Here is a 22,476-nt window from a genome sequence, read left to right as displayed (position 1 = left end):
AAATAGATCAGTCCCAATAACAAGCGGGTAATCAATACTGTTGTTTTCATTTTGCCAGGTATCTGTTGCTTATTTTAAATATTTACGCATTTCTGCGGCCGCCTGAATAAAAAGAGATTTGGTCTGCGGAAGGTCTGCTAACCCGGTCAGCAGGCCCCAGTCATGAATAACGCCATTGTAACGAACAGTTGTTACAGGCACACCGGCCTGCTCCAGCATACGGCCGTAGGTTTCGCCGTCATCGCGTAAGATATCTTCCTCTGCCACCAGAATCAGTGCAGGAGGCAGACCCTTTAACGGGTGGGGGCCGGCTTTTACGGGTGAAGCATGTATGTCATCTCTGTTGCTATCTTCAGGTATATACATATTATACATCCACTTCATTACTGGTGTTGACAGGAACCGGTCCTGACCATAAGCCTTGTAAGAATCCGTTTCAAAATTATGATCAAGTATTGGCCACATCATGATCTGCAGGCTGATCTCCGGGCCGTTGTTCTCTTTGGCCTTAATAGCGGTTATCGCGGTCATATTGCCACCAACACTATTGCCCACAACCGCCAGCTTTTTACCATTCACGTTGATCTCATTGCCGTGCTCGGCAACCCACTGGGTTGCGGCATAAATCTGATTGATTTGCGTAGGGTAAGCAGCATCAGGCGTGCGGGTATAATTAACAAAAACCCCTACACAACCCGAAAGTACGGCGAGGTTCCTTACCATATGCTTGTGAGTCGGAAAGTCGCCTAACACCCAGCCGCCGCCATGTATATAAATAAACACCGGAAGATTTCCCTTTAAACCTTCAGGACGAACGATATTTAATTGGAGGTCCTTGCCATCAACTTTGATCGTTTTTTCTGAGATGGTAACGCCGGACATATCAACCGGATAAGCTTTTTGTATACTGACCAAAACCTCGCGGGCTTTTTCAGGTGTGAGTGTTTCCAACCCGGGTCCGCCGATATTGAGCGTCTTCAGAAAAGTCTTAACCCCAGGGCTGAGATGGTCATCAGTTGCATAATCTTTTACCTGGCTGTGCGCGTTAAAAGCGCTGCTGATAATTAATAACAGAATACCTGCCAGGTATCCTGCCGGTTTCGTTGAGGTCATGAATAGATTTTTCATTTTTATAATTTTAGTTAAGCTTATTATTAATTTCCGAGGTTATTATCTTTCTTGATCAGGTGGTTGCGCAATTCAGCGGCAGCATGTTCAAACAGTGAACGAGTGGGATGGATATACGCCAGCGGATTAAGCAATCCAAAGTCATGGATCATGCCGTTATAACGTACTACCGTCGTCCTAACGCCGGCTTCGTCCAGTTTCCTTCCATAGGCTTCGGCCTCATCACGCAGCACATCGTTCTCTGCTACCTGGATCAATGCGTGCGGTAAGCCTGCCAACTGTTCTTTAGTGGCCTGCAATGGAGATGCGTATATTACGTTGCGGCGCTTAGGATCTGGGATATACATATCGTAAAACCACTTCATCAGTGGTGTAGTCAGAAATCGCTCCTGACCAAATCGCTGATACGAATAAGTATCAAAATTGGCGTCAACGATCGGCCACATCATGATCTGCAATTTTATTTCCGGACCGTTGTTCTCCTTCGCTTTCAAGGTGGTCACTGCTGTCATATTGCCACCAACACTGTTTCCCGCAATTGCCAGACGCTTGCCGTCCACATTAATCTCATGACCGTTTTCCGCTACCCATTTGGTAGCCGCGTAGATCTCATTGATCGCCTGTGGATAAGCAGCATCGGGGGTACGTGTATAATTCACAAATACGCCGGCCACTCCGGATAACACGACGAGGTCGCGCACCATTCTTTTGTGTGTTGGGTAGTCGCCTAACAACCAGCCACCACCATGAATAAAAATAAATACCGGTAAAACCCCTCTCATGCCTTCGGGGCGTACAATATTCAGCACAATTTCATAGCCGTCAGCATTGATTGTGCGTTCCGATTCCTCGATGCCTGACATATCTATGGGTACAGATAGCTGGGCATTTTCCAGCACTTTTCGTGCTTCCAGCGGGGGCATCGATTCAATCGCTACGTTACCTGGGGCGTTTAAAGCTTTAAGAAATTCCCTCACCTCTTTTGAAAGTCTCGGATCCTGATCATATGGTGGTATGACCACATTACCATCATTACTAATTGTTTTCATTGTTTTGATTTTAATAAATGATTGTGCCCGTTGGGTTATGGCTGTTGATAGTGAACTTGCGTTAGTTCACGAATTGCAGCCATTATTGCTATCTGGATAGGCGAAACTGGTGCCACTATTTAAATAACTAACAATCAGATACTTATTTTGTAGACCTCAATTTATAGGTCACGAAATATCACTTTATGAAGGCTTTTTATTTAGATATCAAGAATGACTGCACCATTGCAGAAAATCGGCATAGCGAATGATTATCAGGCGGGGCTATATTCGGCTAAAAACAAACGCACAGGTATTCACCGGAAAAACAAGCCCCCCTTGTCAATCCTTTAGGGCAGGCTTAGATCAATATTTAACTAAAGCTGTTTGCGTTATGGAAATCGCTAATAGCAGGCTAATTAGCGGTATACCGCATGAATTAAAACAAATATTAAATCATAAAACACTCATTAACAGAAAACTAAAAAACAGGCATCAGAATTGAAATCCGTGAATATGACCGGAGCCAACCTTTCCGTTAAGAAACTTTCAACTGGCATTTACTTCATTAATATTCAGATCGCCGCTCATGAACAACTTATTAACCACACCCGCCATATCTGACAAAAACCGCGAAAAATTGCTATGGCTGCTTGCCTCCGCAACCTTTATCATTTTCTTTCAGGCCTATATGATTGCGCCATTGATACCCAGCCTGGCAACGACTTTCGGTGTGTCCCAGCAACTGACAGGAATACTGATTCCGGCTTACCTCATTCCTTATGCAGTTTCTACCCTTTTTTTCGGACTGTTGGCAGATCGGTTCGGGCCTACCTCGATCATTACCGCCTCGCTGACTGCTTTTGTAGCCTTATCATTTTTTACGTCTACGGCAGCAAACATGGATCAATTTATTTTATGGCGGTTTTTAACCGGTGTAGGATCCAGCGGTGTCATTCCGATCTCCGTATCACTAACAGGCAGACTGTTCAGTTTTGAGGAGAGGGGCAGGCCGCTGGGCCTGCTTTTTGGCGCCATGGCTGGTGGAGCCGCCGCAGGATCTACCCTGGGTGTAGCCGTCGCACCCGTTGTCGGCTGGAGATTTTTATTCATAGGGTTGGCTATCCTTGCAAGTATAGCGCTATTGTTGCTCGTTTTTGGCATCAAAAAGCTTCGGCTACCCAAACCCGTTACTACCGGGATCACCTTAACTGCCATCATAAACGGCTACTATAACCTTCTTGCACAAAGGCGCGGCCTCAGGACTTACTTTTACGTTTTTTGCAACGGTATTTTTCATTCAGGCGTTTTTACCTGGTTGGGATTGTACTTAAAAGACAACTATGGTCTTAACGAGTGGCAGATAGGGCTGGCATTGATGGGCTATGGCTTACCCGGATTTATTTTTGGCCCCTTTATTGGCAGGGCGGCCGATAAAAACGGCCGAAAACGCTTATTACCTTCGGGAATCCTTTTAAGTGCGCTGAGCGTCGGACTGCTTGCATTGCACCTGCCGTTGTGGATGGCTTGTTTACTTATAACCATCCTGTCATTGGGATATGACCTAAGCCAGCCTCTTCTGGCCGGGATAGTGACTGATTTGGGGAAAAATCAGCCGGGGCAGGCAATGGGGCTTAATGTTTTTACCTTATTCATGGGATTTGGTTTAGGAAGTCTGTTGTTCGGGGCTATGGTTCCTTACGGCTGGGCTGTGGCCTTGATCACTTTCACAACTTTTCAACTAACCATAGCACTATTTGGCTTTAAGGTTTTCAAGCGTGAAACGAACAAGATCTGAATATTACAATCTGGGTATCACAAAATTGACATTAATGCCGGCTGCGAAACACAGTTGTAAGTTCAGATCAGTCATTTTTGTTTTCACCGCTATTTTTAAAATAGTGCTTCTTGTCTATCCCCAGTTTTTTCATTCTCGAGTTTAATGTGGATACGTTAATATCCAGCAGTTCGGCCGCCCCTCCTTCACCAAAAACCTTCCAGTCACATTTAAATAATGTAGCAAGGATGTGGTCGCGCTCATTCTCCTCCATAGTTTTTTGCCTGTCTGCTTCAATTTCAATCGAGGCTTTCCGTTTATCCTTAGGAAGCACCAAACTGGTGATCAGCGTTCCCATCGAAAGCAGCACACTTCGCTCCATCATATTTTCCAGTTCACGGACATTGCCGGGCCAACTATAATTCCGGATTTGCGTGATCACGTCGTCAGAAAAGCCGGTGATCGACTTTCCCTGTTTAACCGCGTATTTTTTTAGGAAATAGTCGGCCAGTAACAATATGTCACCTTGTCTTTCCCTTAAGGGCGGTAACAAGATCGGAAAAATGTTCAGCCTGTAGTACAAGTCCAGACGGAAACGGCCGGTGCTGATTTCTTCTTCAAGATTCTTGTTGGTGGCCGCAATGACGCGCACATCCACTTTCTTCGAATTGCCGCCGATCCGTTCGATTTCCTTTTCCTGTAAAACCCGTAGGAACTTTGTCTGCAGGTCAAGCGGGAGCTCACCAATCTCATCCAGGAAGATCGTGCCACCGTCGGCTTGTTCAAATTTACCTACACGCCTGTTGAAGGCGCCGGTAAAGGAACCTTTTTCGTGCCCGAAAAGTTCGGATTCAATCAGATTTGCGGGCAGCGCCCCGCAATTAACAACGATCAGCGGTTTATTTTTACGGTCAGACAACTTGTGTATCGCCTGGGCTATCAATTCCTTGCCAGTGCCGCTTTCTCCTAAAATCAGCACGGCCGTGTTTGATTGGCTGACAATCTTTACGCTGTTCATAATGCGCGCAATGGCCGGACTATTGCCGATGATTTCGGGAAGGCCTCCTGATACCGCAGAACCAGCCCTTTTAAGATAAGCTTCGCGGTTTTTTGCCTCCTCTTCTACCTGCTGATGCAGATACCAGGCAACATCCAGCATAATCAATACATCTTTTGCCCGGAACGGTTTTACAAGAAAGCCATAAGGTTTGGTAGCTTTGGCTGCATCCAGTATTTCCTTATTGGAATTGGCAGATAAGTAAACAAAAGCAATGTTCATTTCGCGCAGTTTTCCCGCAAGATCGATACCCGTCAGATTTCCTTGTAAAAGGATGTCCAGCATAACCATATCTGGTTTTTCTTTTTCAACCATTTTTAAAGCGATGGGCACCGAACGGGCAATTCCTGTTACCTTGTAGCCTGCCCTTTCCAGGATCCCCTGCATGTTATTGGCCTCAATAAACTGGTCTTCAACAATCAATATTTTTGTTCTCACGTTTATATTATTTGATGGTCAACTTTGTGTGGTTTAATCGCTCTATAATCATCAATTATGTTATTAGCATCATATTAAATGTTCCTTTTTGATACCAAGCCGCTTAATTTTCGAGTTAAGCGTACTTGGCGGCACGCCCAGTATGTCGGCAGCACCACCTGGTCCGGATATACGCCCCTGGCAGTATTTGAGGATTTTTAAAATATGGTCGCATTCATTTTCATCAATGGTCTTCAGCGCTATTTCGCCTGCTGAGGTGGCGGCCGTTCCTTTGGGTTTATTAGTTGGTAAATGGATATTTTTCAGCATTGGCCCGGTGCTCAGTAATATACTGCGTTCAATTAAGTGTTCAAGTTCCCGGATATTTCCGGGCCAGCTGTAGTGGACCATTTCCTGCAGCGCTTTGCTGCCGAGCGTAGTTATCTGACGCCCTGTTTTTTTAGCATAACGGTGGATAAAATGCGTCGCCAGGATCGGAATATCCTCCTTACGGTCGCGCAGTGCCGACAATTCGATAGGAAAAATATTCAAACGGTAATATAAATCACTGCGGAAGCGGCCTTCATCAACCTCCTTTTCCAGGTCGCGATTCGTCGCCGCGATAATCCTAACATTTACTTTGATCGTGCCACGGCCTCCCACACGTTCAATCTCTTTCTCTTGTAAGGCGCGCAGCAGCTTTACCTGGAGCTCAAGGGGCATCTCTCCTATCTCATCCAGAAACAGGGTGCCATTGTTTGCCAGCTCGAATTTGCCCAGGCGGCGTTCCGTTGCACCTGTAAAACTGCCTTTTTCATGACCAAAAAGCTCGCTTTCGATAAGGTTTGCCGGAAGCGCTGCGCAATTGACCTTCACCATCAGTTTGTTTTTGCGCGGAGAATTATTGTGAATAGCCCTGGCTATCAGTTCTTTTCCCGTCCCTGTTTCGCCCAGTATCAACACCGTACTGTCTGAAGAAGCAACCTGTGTAACCATGCGAAACGTTTTTTGCATCACCTGACTTTCACCGATAATCTCTGCGTAATTTTGATTTACCTCTATTTCTTCCTTCAGATAAATTGTTTCTTCCTCCAGTTGATGTTTGTAACGGTCAATTTCTATGAGTTGTTGGTTCACCTTTTCATTGGCCAATATATTAGATATGGCGATTGACAACTGTGAACAAATGCTTTTTAGTAAAACCTCCTGTTGTTTGACTTGGCGAAAATCGGGGTGAAGAAAACTTAAAACGGCAATCCCCTCCGAACCGATTTGTATGAACATGCCGATGCGCGTATTGTCTGACTGGGCGTCTGCTGTCATTGGACCAGGAAGCAAGGTCAGGCAGCTATCGTTTACTTCGTACAATACCGGGCTGTCAACCTCTGTAATTAGGTCAAGAATACTTTCCGGGAAAGTCATCAGCGTGTTCAAATTATCTGCCAGTTCATCCGGTTCAGCCCCCGCTTGTGACGCATCATAGAGAAACGGCATGCACTTTTGACTTTCCCGGTCAAATAAATGGATGACATAATCTTCAATTCCGAACAATTCCTGAAACTGCACTTTAAGGATTTTAGCCAGCAATTTATGGTCCCTGACCGGTGCGATAGCGCTACTGAACTTTAATAAACGCCCTTTCTCCTCCTCCCGTGATTTGATTTCCTGGTTCGCCAGGATATTCGCCACGGAAATGCAAAGCTGCAAAGATAAACTTTGGATCAGTTGTAGTTTACCGGTGGTAATAATGTCGCGGTCCTTGAAGTAAATCAGCCAAAAACCGAATACTTCTTCGCCTTTAGCAAGACGGATCACCAGCAAGGTCTTTTGCTGAAGCTGGCGGTTAATCTTGACATATAACGGCTGATATTCCTGTAAAGCCAATTCATCGAGATCGAACAACAGCGGGATACTGGTCTGCCTTGCCTGGTTCAGTACCGGGCCGTTGATTTTATTACTGTCACGGGCACTGAGGTTAGACAAATGTGTTTTTGCACGGGCATCCTCATCCAACAGGAAAGCACTATAGGTGAGCCCGTCGTTATTCCGGACAGCGATCATGGTGTGACTGCAGCCCAATAGCTGCTTAAATTTATCCTTGATAAACCTGGCCAGTTCATCCGTACCGCGGACAGAAGCAATATCAGTATTAATGGCCAGCAACAATTCCATTTCATTTCTTCGGCGCATCGTTTCCTCTACCATTTTGATATTAGAAAGGGCGACCGAAAGCTGAGCGCTGATTCCCCTTAATAAATTGATACGCAGCGAAGCAACCGCATGCGGGAACATGTGCAGGATCAGATGGCCCAACGTTTCCCCGCTGACTTTCAATGTCACCGCGGCAAAGTTTTGCCAGCCTCTTGCCTCCCAGGATTTAAACAGATCAACTTCCGGATATCGCTCCACAAACTCAGCGGTATCAAAAGACAGGTCCGTTAAGGCATCCGCCATTTCGTTGATCACAGGTCTCAGCTGTAAATTATGTTCATGCCGCCTGTTTACCTTTAATTGTATATCACCCGCAGAAGTTCGTTCTTTCTCATATTCATGAAATTGATAGCTATCATTTTCCGCGCTGTGCAGGATAATGGTAAGCCCTTCAATATCAAAAAATGAAGCCAGTTTGGCATGTACTGCCTCCAGGAGGTCTTCGCTGTTTCTGGATGCGGCGACTTCGCTACTCAGGTTGAGCAGAATTGCTTTTTCGTCGTCGTTTGCATGTAATGTTGCCGAAAGCAGATGTGTTAAAATCGCATCCTTAAATTTTTCAGACAGACTTTCCATGCTGATCAGGTGTTCATTCAGCATATCCGAAAGTGCTTTGTATCTGACTTCTTCAGTTCCGGCGTGTTTGATGGAGTTCAACATAACTAAATATTTTAATAGGGTTTAAAACTGTTTTAACCTGGAAATGAGATTAGCCGAAAAGCAATTTACAATTCCGGTACCACAAAATAAACTATTGATTTTAAGTACATTAATTTAATTTCCTATTTGAACGTTGACGAAATATCATCAAGCCTGAACGGCATTGGTGATATTTCACCAATCGCTTATTTATGTATGGTTTAATGATGTCGTCCGCTTTCCAAATGAGGACCTTCCAGGCAGCGATAGCGATGCCCATTTCGGTTGCTGCTCATCCCCCACCAGAGCTGTTCTAACTTCGGATCCGCTGTCGTAAGCATTAGCAATAAACGAAGATCACCCTGAAATACCCGAAATTAAAAGGGGACAAAATTAATAAAGCGGTCAGGCGGGTCATTACATCCGGCCATGGACCAGTACTTACCGTAAGAACCGACAGGGCGACGGAAATCTTAATCAATAGCGCCACATTCATGGCGTAGCTGACGAACATCGCCATATAAAAATTACCTGTTTCGATTTCATAGGTGAGTTTACAATGATCACATTATTTTAGCATTCTGCTGTCCGTGGAGTCCATACATTGCGCTTACAAACATTCCACCCGGTGGCAGGAGCATTTTGCGTGTATCACAGCTGGCCATAGCCAGCATTTCATGATACTGAGCAAGCTAAACATAATTGCCTATCGGGCCGCGGCCGGTAATGACGATAGTATGTTTATTGGTGTTTGCGCCGCGGCAGTAATCATGCCGCCGATGGCATAATCTATAAAAGGATAATAGCCATTCCAGAAGGTATCCGCTACGTGAAGAAAGAAAGTTTGTAAACCCTGACGTTTGAGTCACCAAATGTATGAGGCACAGATAGCTTAAAATAGGCTCATGGAAAGAAAAAGCCGTTTCCTATACAAATAAATGGCTTTTTATTAAAGTGCGCCCACCTGGGCATTTATCGAATCAGTTTTTGAGTGATTTGAAGTGAGTAGCGGCTCAATGTGTTACGCAGTTTGAGAACGCTATTGAGCGAAATTAAAAAGAGGCAGATTGTTCCTTTAATTTCAAGCCGTTGCGTATATCATCTCGTCTATTTTAAATTTAAGCGTAATTGTTGTTCCATTAACGTTCTCAATACTGATTTCCGCCTTTATATCTTCGGAAAGACCACGCAACAGCTTCAAGCCTAAAGCCCCTGAATGGCTTCCAGATTTATGCGCGTTTATTCCAATACCGTTGTCCGCAATTATTAATTCAACCTGTTCATTAATTTGATACATAGTAATACTTATAGCCCCCTTTTTTTTACCAGGGAAAGCATATTTTATGGAGTTGGTTACGGCCTCGTTAATGATCAGCGACAAAGGTACTGCATAGGATACAGCCAACCTAAGCGGCTGAATATCGAGTTCAAAACGGATCTGACTGGTGGTTCCAAAACTATCATTAAGATAACTTACAAATTCGGGGATGTAAACAGACATATCGATCGTTTTTATATCTTCCGACTGGTAAAGTTTTTGATGAATCAACGACATGGCATAAATGCGATTCTGGCTGTTTTCAATGGCTTTCAACGCATCATTCTCCAAATAAGCTGCTTGCGACTCTAAAAGGCATATTACGGTGTGCAGATTGTTTTTAACCCTGTGGTGCACCTCTTTCAGCAACCATTCTTTTGACAGTAGGAGAACATCTTTGTCGTGTAGCAAGCTCTCTAACAGATGGTTCTTATGATCTATTTCATCCTTTTGAGCTTGTAGCTTTTCATTGTTTTTCCTATTAATATAAAATCGATAATAAATCATTCCTATGATTAAAACGGTCAGAGCCACACCGATATATATTAGTTTCCTAACGTTATCGGCTTGTTGGTTTTGAAGCGCGTTTTTAGCTCGAAGAATCTGGAGATCTTTTTCCTTTTGGGTCATCTCCAACTGAATCTTCATACCTGCTATATTTTTGGCATCATTTAATTCAACTATTTTCTTATAGTACGTTACATATTGTAGGAGATGTTTTGCCGCAGATTCGTAATTTCCCTGGAGCGAATCAATCTTAAAGAGCATCCAATTGGCTGCAGAAAAAGTTATTGGTTCGTTCATTTTAATAACGGGGATTGCTAAAGAATTCTGAAGGTAACTTTTTGCCTTATCGTACTGTTTTATTTCAAAATAAAATGTTCCTATTTTTAGTTTAATTTGAGCCGAGCGGAAATCTTTTGTAATTAATTTGTCTTGATCCGAAAGATGATCAGCCATTAAAAAATATTTTTCAGCCTGCCTATAGTTGTTTATATCTTTATAGTTTGCGGCTATCGATAAATAGGCCATTTGTTTATCGACAAGACTTGCAGGAGGAATAGTTTTAAGTGTATTTGATAACAGAAGTATCGCTTCTCTTGACTTGCCGCTCTCATTTAGATAAGAGGTATAATTAAAAAGGGCTCGATATATGGCAGGATCGCCATTCTTACTTAACTCCTCCACCGCTTTTTTGAACCAATAGGATGCAAATGCGGATATTGTTTTACTCCCATAATGCAAATCGGCAACTCTTGCGTAAAAATATCCCAATCCAATACTATCTTTAGTTTCCTGCGATGCTCTAACAGCCTTTAGCCCATAGTTCGTGCCTCTATCATCGTTACCATTAACCTTGCAGATTAACGAAAGCAGATCGTAATTGTAATGAGTGTAGGGAAAAGCCATGGCATTTTCCAGTTGTAGCGCTTTCAACGCATTTACTTCGGCTCCTTTGATATCCTTTAAAACAAAGGCCAGGTACGCCAAATTCGTTAATGTATTAACTTGCTTCGCAGGCTTATTCAACTGCTGATACAAAATATTGGCTTTCGCTAAGCTATTTATTTTCAACATAATAGTAGCAGGTAACGGTGGGCAATAGGTGCCCTGGTAATCCCAGGCTTTTGCCTCCGTTACCTTGTCATTCGCTCTCTGGCAAATATTAATCAGGTCCGTAAAGCACTTTGTCCCTTTTTCTACCTGGTTACCTTTGAAATAGTTTTTGCCCAATAAACAAAGACTTTGGTTTGACCAGAATGCTGAATGAAGCGCCTCGCTCTCCTGTTTGGCTTTTGATAAAAAATATTGAGCACTGTCCCGGTCATTTTGGCTGTAACCTGGTTGGAAAGCATAATAAGAGCCTAATAGTACCAGCAACTTAACATGGTCTATCCCATGCAAAGTGCCCAATATTTTTACGGCTTGCCGGGTTTGCCGGGTATCTATCCATTTATTATCTTCTTTAGCGATATCATCGCTAAAGCCATCTGTAATCACCGTCCACCTGCTTAATCTGCCTTTTCGGCTTACCAGAACAAGACTGCTATCCTGGTCTACCTGTCCCTCCTTTACAACCGTATAAAAATTTAAACTTAGCTGTAACCAAAGTTGTTGTTTTTCGGAGCTTAATCGGGAAGTCTGGGCATAGATCGTTACTGGATAGATAATAAGGTATACCAGCAAGTTCAACAACATAAATTTATTGGCCATGGCACTTCAATATTATCGACGGTTCGGAAAAAACACAGCAAAATGCCATCAATAGCCTTACATTGACTCCTTCGAATACAGGTGCATCAAATTAATTTTTCTTAGACATGGCTGACAATTGCAAAAATGCGAAAACAGACACAAAGAACATTTTAACTCTTCGGGGACTGAAAAGTCCACCTAATAAAATTAAACGCTTTTTTTGAAAATAGCAAATGTGCCAACATTGGGGCGACTTTGATTTAAATATAATTCCGGATTTGCGCGATAACCTTGTCGGAAAAGCCGGTAATTGATCTTTCTTGTTTACCTGCGTATTTTTTCAGAAAACAATCGGTCAGCAACAATATGTCGCCTTGGCTTTCAAGTAGTTGCGGTAACAAAATCAGAAAAACGTTCAGCCTGTAGTATAAGTTCAGTAGGAAACGGCTGACACTGATTTCTTCTTCGACATTCTTGTTGTTGGCCGCAATGACGCGGACATCTCCCTTTCTGCCATCAACACCATATTTATCCTGCAGGTTCATTTAAGGTCCCCATCGATTGCCGCACTCGCAGAAGGCTTTCAGCTTATGGCTGAACAAAAAGGTCAAGGCACTTTTCAAGCAATACGCTATCATCAAACTTAAGCTTGTCTTTACGGTACAGTCGACAAAGAAAACATGTGATGATACAATTATGAGAGTGGAGTACGCCGGCTAAGGTTTCCCGGTATTCCCCAAATTAAAGGAAAAGGTCATTGATTTCGTCCTTGGTCCTATCGGTACGGAATTCTTTCTTAAGGCCAATGTAGTATAAGTATTTAAAATAGTATGTATAAAGGGCGTCAAAAAGAATTCTCATCTTCTGAGAAGACAAAATTGTTCCATTCTTCTTTTAGATCCGCACCTTTTAAAGTTCTAATCATTAAAATTACAGGCCATTTTTAATAATCTATAGCAACAATTAAAATTTCGGTTAACACCGGGAATCCAATCATTGATAATTGGCCATATAATTATAATAATGAAATTACTTTAGCGCAACATTAATGTTGCATAAATTGCTATCCTAATCATTTAACGCAGATTGAATAACACTGCTTAGGTCAAACAGTTTAGCGACTTCCGGTTTCAGGTTAAATCGTTCCTGCAGATATGCTGCAGTATTATAGGCAATTGATATGTTATGTGCCGTATCTTCCCACACCAGGATTTTTAACGGTAGGTCAATACCCGAAACGGCAACTTCTGAAAGTACCTTGCCGCCCACTTTAGGATTCCCGAATAATATTAAATGCATCGGTGGGATAGCAATGTCAGCAGTACTTAATTCTTTCTGCTGGTCAATTACTGCATAGACCTTTGCACCGCGACTTTTCAGTACGGAGCAGAGACGCACCACAGTTGCTTCAGCAGTAAAACGACTTTTTTCAATAAATACGCCTTTAGGTTCGAACATAACGCAAATATTTGAAGGTGAAAATATAGCAATTCTGGCGAGTGAAACCATTGGCAAAAATTGCCTGCGGCAAGGTTTCTTATTGAATTGTGACTGTATCATTTTTTTTGATGGCGATCCAGGTAAATAGCCGCAGACTCACTCATGGTTATAATCGCGCCGCCCATGATGACGGTATCTTTGAGTACCAGCCTGCCACGGCCCGATAAAAATGGAAATCCCCAATCAGCATCACCAAGATTTGGCACCCAGGATTCGGGGGGGGTGACCAGAAAGAAAAGCGTTACCGCGGTCATCAGGAAAACCAGGATGCTGGCAATCATACTTGGTGTTGGCCATACGCGGTATAGCGCCACAAGCACGGCTACAACGATCAGGTATACGCCCAGCCCCCTCGAAAATGGATAAGTACCGTTACCAGTGTGCCAGATATGATTTTTCTGAAACAGTTCACCTTCCTTATTGACATGTTTTTTGTAGGCTGCAGGATCATTATAAAAAAAAGACATGATCGGGCTGTTCGCTACAAACGGAACGATACCTTCAGCTTCATAGGTGAAAAATTTAAGGCCGCCAATCCACAGAAATGCTATGACGACACCAGCGCGGATAACATTTCGTCCGGCCTGCTCCATGCCTGCGATAAAAGAAAGGAGTGAGCTTTGCATATTACTAATTTAAATTTAACGGCGCTATGCTGTCGCCGGGGTCAGATGCCGGCAAAACTGATTCGGGCTTATCAGCGCTGTACTCCGGCTGATAACTGAGACCAGGGGTGAGCCAGTAAAGCAGGATTACCCTGGAATACCTGAAATTAAATGGGGACAAGATTAATGAAGCGGTTAGCAATACTATTACATACAGCCACGGGTTAGTACTTCCAGTAAGAACCGATAAGGCGACGGAAAGTGTAATCAATACCGCAACATTCATGCCGTAGCTGACGAACATCGCCACATAAAAATAACCAGGTTCGATTTCATAGGTAAGTTTGCAATGATCACATTGCTTCAGCATCTGTTGTCCGTGGAATCCGTACATCGCATTCGCAAACATTTTTCCCCGGCGACAGCGGGGGCATTTTGCATGTATCACGGCTGGCCATAACGGCCATTTGTTAGCGTTATTCATAAACTATAATTACTACTCTGGGATTGATTCAGAAACTTATTTATCTGTCGGGTTGAACAGCACAAAGTCCTGCTGTTCAACCAACAGCTGCCCCGGTTAAACGCCAGTAAATACCAGCTTGGCGAAAAAATCACCTTTAATAACGAAATTGCCAAACACGGGATCAAATGAAGCGGTAGGCTTCGCTGCGATCACTCCTTTTAAATCTCTACCCTGTTTCTTTAGGCTCGCTACCCTTTCACGTATCGTGGCCAGCATATCATGAAACTGAACAAGCTGCGCGTGATTACCTATCGGCCCGTGGCCGGGAATAACGATAGTATGTTTGTTGGTGTTTGCAACATTCTGGGCCGCGGCTGTAATCATGCCGTCAATGCTGCCGCCGGTGGCATAATCTATAAAAGGATAATACCCATTCCAGAAGGTGTCCGCTACGTGAAGGATGTCGGCATTGGGGAAATAAATTGAGGAATCTGCGTCGGTATGAGCCGGTTGATAGGTTTTTACAAGGATATTTTCTCCGTTAAAATGCTTCTTGTATTCATTTTTGTAGGTAATAGTTGGGATCCCACCTTTGGGCAGGGGCTCAAAGGTGTAATTCCATTCGGGCTGGAAAATGCGTTTGGTCAGGTGATCACGGGTAATATCCTGCGAGATAATTGTTGCACCGGCATCATGCAACCAGTCATTTCCGCTGGTATGATCAAAATGCCAGTGACTGTTGATCAGAACTTTGATCGGCTTATTGCTGATGGTTTTCAGCGCCGCTGCCACGTGGGCCTTTGATACGTCAATACCGGCGTCAACCAGCAGTTTTCCCTGGGGGCCGTTCAAAACGGCAATGTTACCGCCAGAACCTTCCACCATAAAAATATTGCCTCTCAGTGTGGTTACATTGATTTTGGCAGTAGCGGCAGCCCTGTTGATCTGCTGCACGGGACCATCAATTACTTTCTGCCCGAATAATAACCTTGGCGACAGGATAGCGCCTGCGGTTAAAAGGCCGGCACTCGCTAAAAAGCTGCGACGGTTGATGTGTGTGTCATTTGTATTCATGATAATCTATTTGGTTGTTAGCAATTCGGTTTATGGATATATGCAGCTTGTCCTGAACCGGCAAGCCATTCTTATTTATTATTTTAAGCTCACGGCTTCCGGGAAATCGAGCGGTACTCCAGTAACAGCGTAAACATAATTGGTAAAAGTGCGCAGTGCTACCAAACCGATCAGTTCGATCAGCGCATCTTCGTTGTAACCGGCTTCGAAAAAGTCACAAAGCAGTACAGGGTCTACCTGGCCCTGGTTCTCAGCGATGTATTTGGCTAAGCAGATGACAGTGCTGAGCCTGGTTTCATAACTGATACCTTTACGGATATTGATTGTTTCGTCATGGTTAAAACCATTGTTTTTTGCGGTGACGGTGTGTGCTGCCAGACAGTATCGACATTCATTCACTTCTGATACAACGAGGTAAATTGCCTCACGTTCCCTTGAACTGAATACACCGCTGCTTAACGCTGAATCAAATTGCAGAAAACCTTTTAAAGTGGCAGGAGAATAGCCAATTACTGCGTACAAATTTGGCAGTTTGCCAATTTTCTGAGTGATCTGATCGAACATTGCCCGTGACTCCGGGCTTACTTCTTCCCGGGTAGGAACTTTGATTGCTTCCATAATTACTTTTGTATTTTAAGATATGCCTTCTTCCGGATGACGATGAGCATCTGAAATGGACAGGAATCGTAAAGTAATATTGATGCCAATCACATAACACACTGTACCACAGATAGCTAAAACAACACTTCAAATTCTCACCTCACGTTATTTCGTTAATTAGAACTAAAAAAATGAAATCCCAATAGTCTGAAATTGTCAAGCTGTATCCGAGATGTATGCGGAAGCAGATTATTCCGGCACTTCACGGCAATTCAGAACGAACCCGCACTAAAAAGCGCGAACAACTTTCCATAGATACTCGTGATTATCGCCATAAACAAGATTTCTATTAGCGCTATTTCAAGAACCGCTTGTATTTACCTGATATATCGCATGGAAGCTTAAAAACAAAACAAATTAAATATCTGATTTTCAATATTTTAAATTATGGCACTTGATTTTATCTTCAGCATCATGAACAATGATCTGCCCTTGCTGAAGTCTTATATCAAACGCTAATAAATTAAATACCGAGGTTATGACACAAAAACTCCCCCTCCCACCATTTACCCTGGAAACTGCGCTCATCAAAGTACAAGCCGGAGAAGATGCGTGGAATACGCGGAACCCTGAGAAAATCGCTATGGCTTATACTGTAGATACCGAATGGCGAAACCGGGATCAATTTATAAACGGCCGGGAAGCGGTCATTCATTTCCTACAGGGGAAGTGGGAAAAAGAGTTGGATTACCGGTTAAAAAAAGAGCTGTGGGCATATACGGATAATCGTATAGCCGTGCGCTTTGAATATGAATACCATAACCAAAAAGGTGAATGGTTCCGGGCTTACGGTAATGAGAATTGGGAGTTTGACGAAAACGGGCTCATGCGGAAGCGTTATGCAAGCATCAATGACGTAGCGATCCTTGAAGTAGAAAGGCGGTTGCTTTGATCGTATCCGGCTACAATAACATTATTTCAATAAATCACACTTAAAAAATTTAATATGGAAAATGAACTTAACGAATGGTCGGATACACCAATAGCTGAAGGAAGGCTTGAAGGGAAAGTCGCATTGATTACCGGCGGCAACAGCGGTATCGGATTGGCAAGTGCTAAACGATTTGTTGCCGAGGGAGCTTATGTATACATCACGGGCCGACGCCGGGAAGAACTTGATAAAGCCATTAGTTCAATCGGACAAAACGCCACGGCGATCCAGGGTGATATCAGTAACCTTGCCGACCTGGATAAAATCTACGAAGTTATCCGCGCCGGTCACAACCGGCTGGATATCGTATTTGCCAATGCCGGGCTGGGCACTCTTGAGCCACTGGGCAGTATCACCGAGGCTGGATTCGACCTGGCGTTCAATGTGAATGTAAGGGGGACGTTATTTACGATACAAAAGGCGCTGCCATTTTTATCTTCGGGAGCATCCATTATCCTGACCGGATCCTCTACCGGTTCCAGAGGCACCGCAGCCTTCAGCGTTTACAGTGCAACCAAAGCGGCCATCAGAAATTTTGCACGTAGCTGGGCACTGGACCTGCGTGGCAAAGGTATCAGAGTCAATGTGCTTTCTCCTGGCGCCACGGCCACTCCCGGTCTTTTAGGCTTGTTCGACAGCAGTATACAGGACCAGGCCATGCAGGCTTTCAGCGATGAGTCACCGCTTGGCCGTGTAGGACACCCTGATGAAATAGCAGCTGTTGCGGTCTTTCTGGCATCGGATGAGAGTACTTACATGACGGGAAGCGAAATATTTGTTGATGGCGGACAGGCGCAGGTATAGTAAACGCGGCGGTTGTCATGAGCTATGTTTCGACACGCCGTCGCTTGACATTTGTCAAATCATTTCCTATCAAATGTCAACCGCCGGAGGGTAAGAGACGATTTACATTTGCAAACGGATCAAACCACGGATTTTTCGAAAGGTAGCTTTCAATAAAAAATCTGGATGGTGACGAGTAAAATAAAAATCATATGGAAACGGAGATAGAAGATAACGGTACCCGCACAGCAGACATCAGCTCCCTTGTTTTAAAATTTCTGGACACAGCTACCCGTGACCCAGCAGAATGGTTAAATCTTTTACACGATGATGCTGTATTGGTATTTCCGTATGCAGAGTCGGCGGGCCTGCCTGTAGTGGTTGCCGGAAAGGATGTAATAAAAAAAGCAACGGCATCCTTCCTGCAAATGGTACCTGGTATCCGCTTTAACAACCCGGTCGTTTATCCGACTCTGGACCCGCACAAGGCCTTTGCAACCTATGAAGCTTGTGTCACGGTAGCAGCAACGGGCAGGGAATATGAACAAAACTACATTACCATGTTCACGGAACAAGCCGGGAAGATCATAGAAATGTATGAATACTATGACCCGGTTAAACTCAATACGGCCTTTTCGGAAAGCCAGAAATAAATTATTAATCCATCATACATATCAAATAAATTAGATCATCATGAGTAAGAAAGCAGTATTGGTTGTACACACCACTTACACCATTCATCCGGAAGATAAGCAAATTTTCACCAACGCGGTTTTGTCGCACATATCTGCTACCAGGAAAACAGAAGGCAACGTGTATTACCACTTTTCATGGGATATGGTAGATCCTAATACCTGTGTACTGGCCGAAGGTTGGGTAAATCAAAAAGCCCTTGACGATCATCTGAAAAGCGAAATGTTCCAGGCGGCTTTAAAAGCTGTGATAGAGCATGTGCGCATCCTTGAAAGACATGGCACACTTTACACTGTTTCCGGCGAAACAGATATCATTCCTGAAACTACTAACTGATCAACAACAGAGGGAGGATAATTATCCGCCCTCTGTTGTTGAGGTGGGACCGGGAATTTCTGAAATCCTTGAGCACTGGTTATCGATGGCGGCGTTACCGCTACGCTGATTTAACCAGCAGACCGTTAATCGCTACGATGCGGAACACCGCAGGAAAGAACAAGAATGCTGCAGATGAGCTGGCTGCAACTGATAATATTGAAGTTGTGGAAATGGATGTAGCCGATGATGAATTGGTCAGCAACGGATTTAATTACATCATCAACAAATATGGCAGTATCGATGTATTAATCAATAATGCAGCCGTAACGGGTTTTGGCGTCGCTGAAGGCTATTCAATCGACGCATATAAAAAGATGTTCGAAATTAATTTTTATGGCGCTATTCGCACCTATCAGGCCGCTTTGCCGGTTATGAGAAAATTAAAGCAGGGACTGATCATCAATCTGTCGACCGGAGCAAGTGGGTTTTCGGTTCCTTATATGGTTCCTTACATGGCCTCAAAGTTTGCTTTAGAAACCTTTATCGAGGGTATTGATTCAGAGCTGCGTGAGTTCGGGATCGAAAATGTTTCCATTCCCTGCGGCGTTTATTCCACAGGCATGGCCGATAAAGGCGGACATAACGCCGACCGTTCCGAAATAACTGCTGAATATCCCGATTTTGAGCCCCGGCTGGCTGCACTGGGAACTTCAATGTTTGGCAAAATGCAGGAGTTTGATATGAACCCGCAGGCAATTGCTGACGGTATCCAATCACTCATTGATATGGAAAAAGGCTTCCGACCGCTGCGATACCCCATCGACGCCATAGCACAGGGAACAGACCAAGAGTTTATTACTGCAAAAAGAAAGATCAAGCGGAAATGGGCGGCTAAATACGGCATCGATTTTTAGCCCTGCACCTGACAAAATAAAAATCCCTGAATTGGTCAGATTCAGGGATTTCTTTTTGCGCCGGATCTATTTGCTTACTTGCTGGGCCGCAGCCATAATTACTGCTGCTACTTCCTGCGGGTGGCTCATAAAAACAACATGGCTTCCTTTAAGGCGGGTGACGATACTGTTTGACCTTTTATAGCCATTCATCGTAATGACCGGATTAATGCTTTTATCATCTTCCGAAGAAATACCGTAAGTTGGTTTGCTTTTCCAGGCGGCCTCCGTTACAGGAGTTCCAAATGCTTCGGCGGGAATAAAACCGGATGAAGCGAACATAAATTCAGCGGTCTCATCACTAACATCAGCGCAAAAACCGGCATGGAACTTTTCTTTTGAATAATATACATTTCCTTTTTCATCCGGTGGCAATAAACCGTTTTCCGGTTTTGGCGGTGCACTTGAAGCCAGCTTTACTGTATTTTCGCCGACCTCAGGCTGAAAGGCATTAACGTAAACAAGCGCTGCCACTTTCGGATGAACGCCGGCCTGTGTAATCACGGTTCCGCCCCACGAATGGCCTACAAGTATAACAGGGCCGTCCATTTTGTCGATAGCGAAATTTGTCGCGTTTACGTCTTCTTTAAGCGAGGTGCAAGGGTTCTGAACAAGCGTCACATTATATCCTTTTTGGGTCAGTTCCCTGTATACCCCCTGCCAGCCCGAAGCGTCGGCGAAGGCTCCGTGTACAATCACGACATTTTTAACTTTTAGGGCCTGCGCGTATGTCTTACCGGTCAGGGTAAAACCTGAGGCAATTGCCATCAGTAATACCAGCAGCCTACACCATTTGGTCAATCTTTTACTTTTCATTTTGATTGGTTTAAAATTTAACGATTTAGTTTACGAAGCATCTAACCAATCCCATACCACCTCACAATAAACTAACTATCAACAACTTAAATAGAACAATCATTTCAATTGATAACGATATATCACTTTTGTCCGGGCCATTGATTAAATAGAGACAAAGCGGCACCCGGAATTGACTTTGTCGAGAAGGTCATTATTGATCCATCCATTGTTACATAAGTCAAAAGAGTGTGGGGGTCCGTAGCACCTCATAATTAGCGGCATATCAATGACGAAAACCAATTAGCGTAATACCGCGATACGGCGAATGCGCAACAAACAACAAATAACTGATTAACAATTAATTAATAATTGGAACGCCTTTTATTCGGTGTCATCATAAAGGATTAGCATACCCGGTCTCGCATAACCGTATCAACTAATTTATTAGCCATATGATAACCTCCACAAGAGAAAGCTTTATTGAATTTATGCCGGTGAGCATATTCGGCAGCGTAATGGGCTTATGCGGTTTATCATTTGCCTGGCGGCGGGCTGCAGTGATCTGGAACATTTGGGAATTGCCGTACTTGATTTTCAGATTGTTCGCGATTGCGGCCTTTATAGCCTTATCAGCCTGTTATCTGGTCAAATGGTACAAGTTCCGAAAATTAATTATAGAGGAGTTCCGGTCGCCGAAAACGATTTGCTTTTTCGCAACCTATATCATCTGCTTGCTGCTCCTACCCGGGGTCGTCATCGATTTTTTTCCCAGGGTGGCCATCGTCATCTGGTGTACCGGAGCCATATTAATGCTTTTTTTTGCATGCTATATGCTGAGAAGATGGCTGGATGAGCGGCAGGAACCGGACTCAGCCATGCCTGCATGGGTCCTTCCCATCGTAGGTACTTTGGACATACCTATAATCGGTAATCAATTGCCTTTGCCCGGCATCCATGAAATAACAATGATGGCCTTCGGGATCGGTTCAGTATTCGCGCTGGTCCTTCTCGTGATCCTTATCTCCAGGCTGATTTTCCAGGCACCTTTACCGGAGGGCCTGCAACCATCCCTTTTTATTTTAACTGCGCCATTAGCACTTGCTTTCACGGTTTACCACCAGTTGACGATGAAGCTGGATATTACAGCCGGAACTTTATTCTATTTTAATCTGTTTTTGGCCCTGCTGCTGGGCAGTAAGATTTTTCTAATTCCCCGAGCATGTCCCTTTAAAATCTCATGGTGGTCGGTGAGCTTTCCGTTATCAGCACTTTCTATCACAGCACTGACCTATGTGGAAAATAAACCTGACTGGGCCCATCAGCTCTTTGCCGCCGGGATGCTTCTGTTAGCCACTATCGTTATCTCCTACTTGTCTGTCATGACGATGTTCCGGGTGGCCACTAAGACATTTTAAGTCCAAAAATCTGGGTCGGCCGTAAGCCTGGCAACAAGCACGGCCGTACTATAAAACCGATAAAATGCTGGTAAAAAACAATATATCAACAATGGAGGCCGGATTAGCGATATAAAGCACTTGTACACGCTCATAAAAAAAATAACAAACAACTGACTTACAACTATTTAAAACATGGCACTTTCATTGATACCTCTTCAGTAATTAACAACAGTGATTTACATAAACAGACTTAAAGATTTCAATCATGAAAACAAAAAAGAAAGAAAAGAAAACAGTCGCCGAGGCACCAGAGGGGCATGATCATCATGAAACCTACCTGGAAGAGGAAATGCCCAATCCCGACCATGAATTTCCGGGAGTCGGCCGTGTCGTAGGGGATTTCGTAACCAGGGACCACGGGAGATCTTCGCACCGTATGATCGATCATGAACCAGGAATTTTTTAATTACAGAACAGGTGAAGTACAACCCGGAAGCTGTTGTTAGGGCGGCTTCCCGGGGCCTTGC

The 22,476-nt window shown here is 43.9% G+C and carries 20 protein-coding genes; 8 read left to right on the top strand and 12 right to left on the bottom strand.

What is annotated here, in order from left to right; genetic code table 11:
* Positions 1-69: 69 nt before the first annotated feature.
* Positions 70-1,128 (bottom strand): alpha/beta hydrolase, encoded by a 1,059-nt coding sequence (locus DIU38_RS09745; RefSeq protein ID WP_243770773.1) that lies wholly within the window; start codon positions 1,126-1,128, stop codon positions 70-72.
* A gap of 26 nt (positions 1,129-1,154) precedes the next feature.
* Positions 1,155-2,177 carry an alpha/beta hydrolase gene (locus tag DIU38_RS09740; RefSeq protein ID WP_112652406.1) on the bottom strand — a complete coding sequence of 341 codons (1,023 nt, stop codon included), beginning with the start codon at positions 2,175-2,177 and terminating at the stop codon, positions 1,155-1,157.
* 568 nt (positions 2,178-2,745) lie between these two features.
* Between DIU38_RS09740 and DIU38_RS09735 the strand changes: the two genes are divergently transcribed.
* Positions 2,746-3,954 (top strand): MFS transporter, encoded by a 1,209-nt coding sequence (locus DIU38_RS09735; protein WP_112652407.1) that lies wholly within the window; start codon positions 2,746-2,748, stop codon positions 3,952-3,954.
* 67 nt (positions 3,955-4,021) lie between these two features.
* On the opposite strand, the gene DIU38_RS09730 is transcribed toward DIU38_RS09735, so the two are convergent.
* The 9 genes from DIU38_RS09730 to DIU38_RS09690 all read right to left on the bottom strand — a co-directional run bounded on the left by DIU38_RS09730 (position 4,022) and on the right by DIU38_RS09690 (position 16,034).
* Positions 4,022-5,428 (bottom strand): sigma-54-dependent transcriptional regulator, encoded by a 1,407-nt coding sequence (locus tag DIU38_RS09730; RefSeq protein ID WP_112652408.1) that lies wholly within the window; start codon positions 5,426-5,428, stop codon positions 4,022-4,024.
* 69 nt (positions 5,429-5,497) lie between these two features.
* Positions 5,498-8,278 carry a sigma 54-interacting transcriptional regulator gene (locus DIU38_RS33475; RefSeq protein ID WP_208057536.1) on the bottom strand — a complete coding sequence of 927 codons (2,781 nt, stop codon included), beginning with the start codon at positions 8,276-8,278 and terminating at the stop codon, positions 5,498-5,500.
* 1,060 nt (positions 8,279-9,338) lie between these two features.
* Positions 9,339-11,480 carry a tetratricopeptide repeat-containing sensor histidine kinase gene (locus DIU38_RS09720; protein ID WP_167516132.1) on the bottom strand — a complete coding sequence of 714 codons (2,142 nt, stop codon included), beginning with the start codon at positions 11,478-11,480 and terminating at the stop codon, positions 9,339-9,341.
* Between the two features lie 551 nt (positions 11,481-12,031).
* Entirely contained in the window at positions 12,032-12,316 is a 285-nt protein-coding gene (locus DIU38_RS09715) for a sigma 54-interacting transcriptional regulator (RefSeq protein WP_112652410.1), read from the bottom strand.
* A 523-nt stretch (positions 12,317-12,839) separates the two neighbouring features.
* The gene (locus DIU38_RS09710; protein ID WP_167516131.1) at positions 12,840-13,229 is read right to left on the bottom strand and encodes a DUF302 domain-containing protein; all 390 of its coding nucleotides are present in this window, start codon (positions 13,227-13,229) and stop codon (positions 12,840-12,842) included.
* Positions 13,230-13,327: 98 nt separating this feature from the next.
* A complete protein-coding gene (locus DIU38_RS09705) occupies positions 13,328-13,897 on the bottom strand; it encodes a DUF417 family protein (protein WP_112652412.1) in 570 nt (189 codons plus the stop codon).
* 4 nt (positions 13,898-13,901) lie between these two features.
* A complete protein-coding gene (locus DIU38_RS09700; protein ID WP_317132430.1) occupies positions 13,902-14,246 on the bottom strand; it encodes a DUF983 domain-containing protein in 345 nt (114 codons plus the stop codon).
* A 210-nt stretch (positions 14,247-14,456) separates the two neighbouring features.
* Positions 14,457-15,416: an MBL fold metallo-hydrolase gene (locus tag DIU38_RS09695; RefSeq protein ID WP_112652414.1), complete on the bottom strand. Its 960-nt coding sequence runs from the start codon at positions 15,414-15,416 to the stop codon at positions 14,457-14,459.
* Between the two features lie 78 nt (positions 15,417-15,494).
* The gene (locus DIU38_RS09690; protein WP_112652415.1) at positions 15,495-16,034 is read right to left on the bottom strand and encodes a carboxymuconolactone decarboxylase family protein; all 540 of its coding nucleotides are present in this window, start codon (positions 16,032-16,034) and stop codon (positions 15,495-15,497) included.
* Positions 16,035-16,554: 520 nt separating this feature from the next.
* Between DIU38_RS09690 and DIU38_RS09685 the strand changes: the two genes are divergently transcribed.
* The 5 genes from DIU38_RS09685 to DIU38_RS09665 all read left to right on the top strand — a co-directional run bounded on the left by DIU38_RS09685 (position 16,555) and on the right by DIU38_RS09665 (position 19,715).
* The gene (locus tag DIU38_RS09685; protein ID WP_112652416.1) at positions 16,555-16,968 is read left to right on the top strand and encodes a nuclear transport factor 2 family protein; all 414 of its coding nucleotides are present in this window, start codon (positions 16,555-16,557) and stop codon (positions 16,966-16,968) included.
* A gap of 54 nt (positions 16,969-17,022) precedes the next feature.
* A complete protein-coding gene (locus DIU38_RS09680; protein ID WP_091170598.1) occupies positions 17,023-17,811 on the top strand; it encodes an SDR family NAD(P)-dependent oxidoreductase in 789 nt (262 codons plus the stop codon).
* 191 nt (positions 17,812-18,002) lie between these two features.
* Positions 18,003-18,443 carry a nuclear transport factor 2 family protein gene (locus DIU38_RS09675; protein ID WP_112652417.1) on the top strand — a complete coding sequence of 147 codons (441 nt, stop codon included), beginning with the start codon at positions 18,003-18,005 and terminating at the stop codon, positions 18,441-18,443.
* A gap of 40 nt (positions 18,444-18,483) precedes the next feature.
* Complete coding sequence (locus DIU38_RS09670; RefSeq protein ID WP_091170590.1) at positions 18,484-18,819, top strand: putative quinol monooxygenase; 336 nt, start codon at positions 18,484-18,486, stop codon at positions 18,817-18,819.
* A gap of 137 nt (positions 18,820-18,956) precedes the next feature.
* Complete coding sequence (locus tag DIU38_RS09665) at positions 18,957-19,715, top strand: SDR family NAD(P)-dependent oxidoreductase (RefSeq protein ID WP_112652418.1); 759 nt, start codon at positions 18,957-18,959, stop codon at positions 19,713-19,715.
* Between the two features lie 66 nt (positions 19,716-19,781).
* Here the strand turns inward: DIU38_RS09665 and DIU38_RS09660 are convergent, their stop codons facing one another.
* Entirely contained in the window at positions 19,782-20,570 is a 789-nt protein-coding gene (locus DIU38_RS09660; RefSeq protein ID WP_112652419.1) for an alpha/beta hydrolase, read from the bottom strand.
* A 434-nt stretch (positions 20,571-21,004) separates the two neighbouring features.
* Here DIU38_RS09660 and DIU38_RS09655 point away from each other — a divergent pair, with 434 nt between their 5' ends.
* Positions 21,005-21,967: an SLAC1 anion channel family protein gene (locus DIU38_RS09655; RefSeq protein ID WP_112652420.1), complete on the top strand. Its 963-nt coding sequence runs from the start codon at positions 21,005-21,007 to the stop codon at positions 21,965-21,967.
* Positions 21,968-22,214: 247 nt separating this feature from the next.
* Positions 22,215-22,415, top strand: coding sequence for a hypothetical protein (locus DIU38_RS09650; RefSeq protein WP_112652421.1), 201 nt, complete (start codon positions 22,215-22,217; stop codon positions 22,413-22,415).
* Positions 22,416-22,476: the final 61 nt, after the last annotated feature.

This window comes from Mucilaginibacter metallidurans, assembly GCF_003286435.2.
Lineage (GTDB): Bacteria > Bacteroidota > Bacteroidia > Sphingobacteriales > Sphingobacteriaceae > Mucilaginibacter > Mucilaginibacter gossypii.
This window is presented reverse-complemented; position numbering and strand designations above follow the sequence as displayed.

Excerpts from the sequence above, each read along its gene's own strand:
- DIU38_RS09745 (WP_243770773.1), bottom strand. The coding sequence starts at position 1,128 with ATGAAAAATCTATTCATGACCTCAACGAAACCGGCAGGATACCTGGCA.
- DIU38_RS09740 (WP_112652406.1), bottom strand. The coding sequence starts at position 2,177 with ATGAAAACAATTAGTAATGATGGTAATGTGGTCATACCACCATATGAT.
- DIU38_RS09735 (WP_112652407.1), top strand. The coding sequence starts at position 2,746 with ATGAACAACTTATTAACCACACCCGCCATATCTGACAAAAACCGCGAA.
- DIU38_RS33475 (WP_208057536.1), bottom strand. The coding sequence starts at position 8,278 with ATGTTGAACTCCATCAAACACGCCGGAACTGAAGAAGTCAGATACAAA.
- DIU38_RS09715 (WP_112652410.1), bottom strand. The coding sequence starts at position 12,316 with ATGAACCTGCAGGATAAATATGGTGTTGATGGCAGAAAGGGAGATGTC.
- DIU38_RS09710 (WP_167516131.1), bottom strand. The coding sequence starts at position 13,229 with ATGTTCGAACCTAAAGGCGTATTTATTGAAAAAAGTCGTTTTACTGCT.
- DIU38_RS09705 (WP_112652412.1), bottom strand. The coding sequence starts at position 13,897 with ATGCAAAGCTCACTCCTTTCTTTTATCGCAGGCATGGAGCAGGCCGGA.
- DIU38_RS09700 (WP_317132430.1), bottom strand. The coding sequence starts at position 14,246 with ATGCTGAAGCAATGTGATCATTGCAAACTTACCTATGAAATCGAACCT.
- DIU38_RS09695 (WP_112652414.1), bottom strand. The coding sequence starts at position 15,416 with ATGAATACAAATGACACACACATCAACCGTCGCAGCTTTTTAGCGAGT.
- DIU38_RS09690 (WP_112652415.1), bottom strand. The coding sequence starts at position 16,034 with ATGGAAGCAATCAAAGTTCCTACCCGGGAAGAAGTAAGCCCGGAGTCA.
- DIU38_RS09685 (WP_112652416.1), top strand. The coding sequence starts at position 16,555 with ATGACACAAAAACTCCCCCTCCCACCATTTACCCTGGAAACTGCGCTC.
- DIU38_RS09680 (WP_091170598.1), top strand. The coding sequence starts at position 17,023 with ATGGAAAATGAACTTAACGAATGGTCGGATACACCAATAGCTGAAGGA.
- DIU38_RS09675 (WP_112652417.1), top strand. The coding sequence starts at position 18,003 with ATGGAAACGGAGATAGAAGATAACGGTACCCGCACAGCAGACATCAGC.
- DIU38_RS09670 (WP_091170590.1), top strand. The coding sequence starts at position 18,484 with ATGAGTAAGAAAGCAGTATTGGTTGTACACACCACTTACACCATTCAT.
- DIU38_RS09665 (WP_112652418.1), top strand. The coding sequence starts at position 18,957 with ATGCGGAACACCGCAGGAAAGAACAAGAATGCTGCAGATGAGCTGGCT.
- DIU38_RS09660 (WP_112652419.1), bottom strand. The coding sequence starts at position 20,570 with ATGAAAAGTAAAAGATTGACCAAATGGTGTAGGCTGCTGGTATTACTG.
- DIU38_RS09655 (WP_112652420.1), top strand. The coding sequence starts at position 21,005 with ATGATAACCTCCACAAGAGAAAGCTTTATTGAATTTATGCCGGTGAGC.
- DIU38_RS09650 (WP_112652421.1), top strand. The coding sequence starts at position 22,215 with ATGAAAACAAAAAAGAAAGAAAAGAAAACAGTCGCCGAGGCACCAGAG.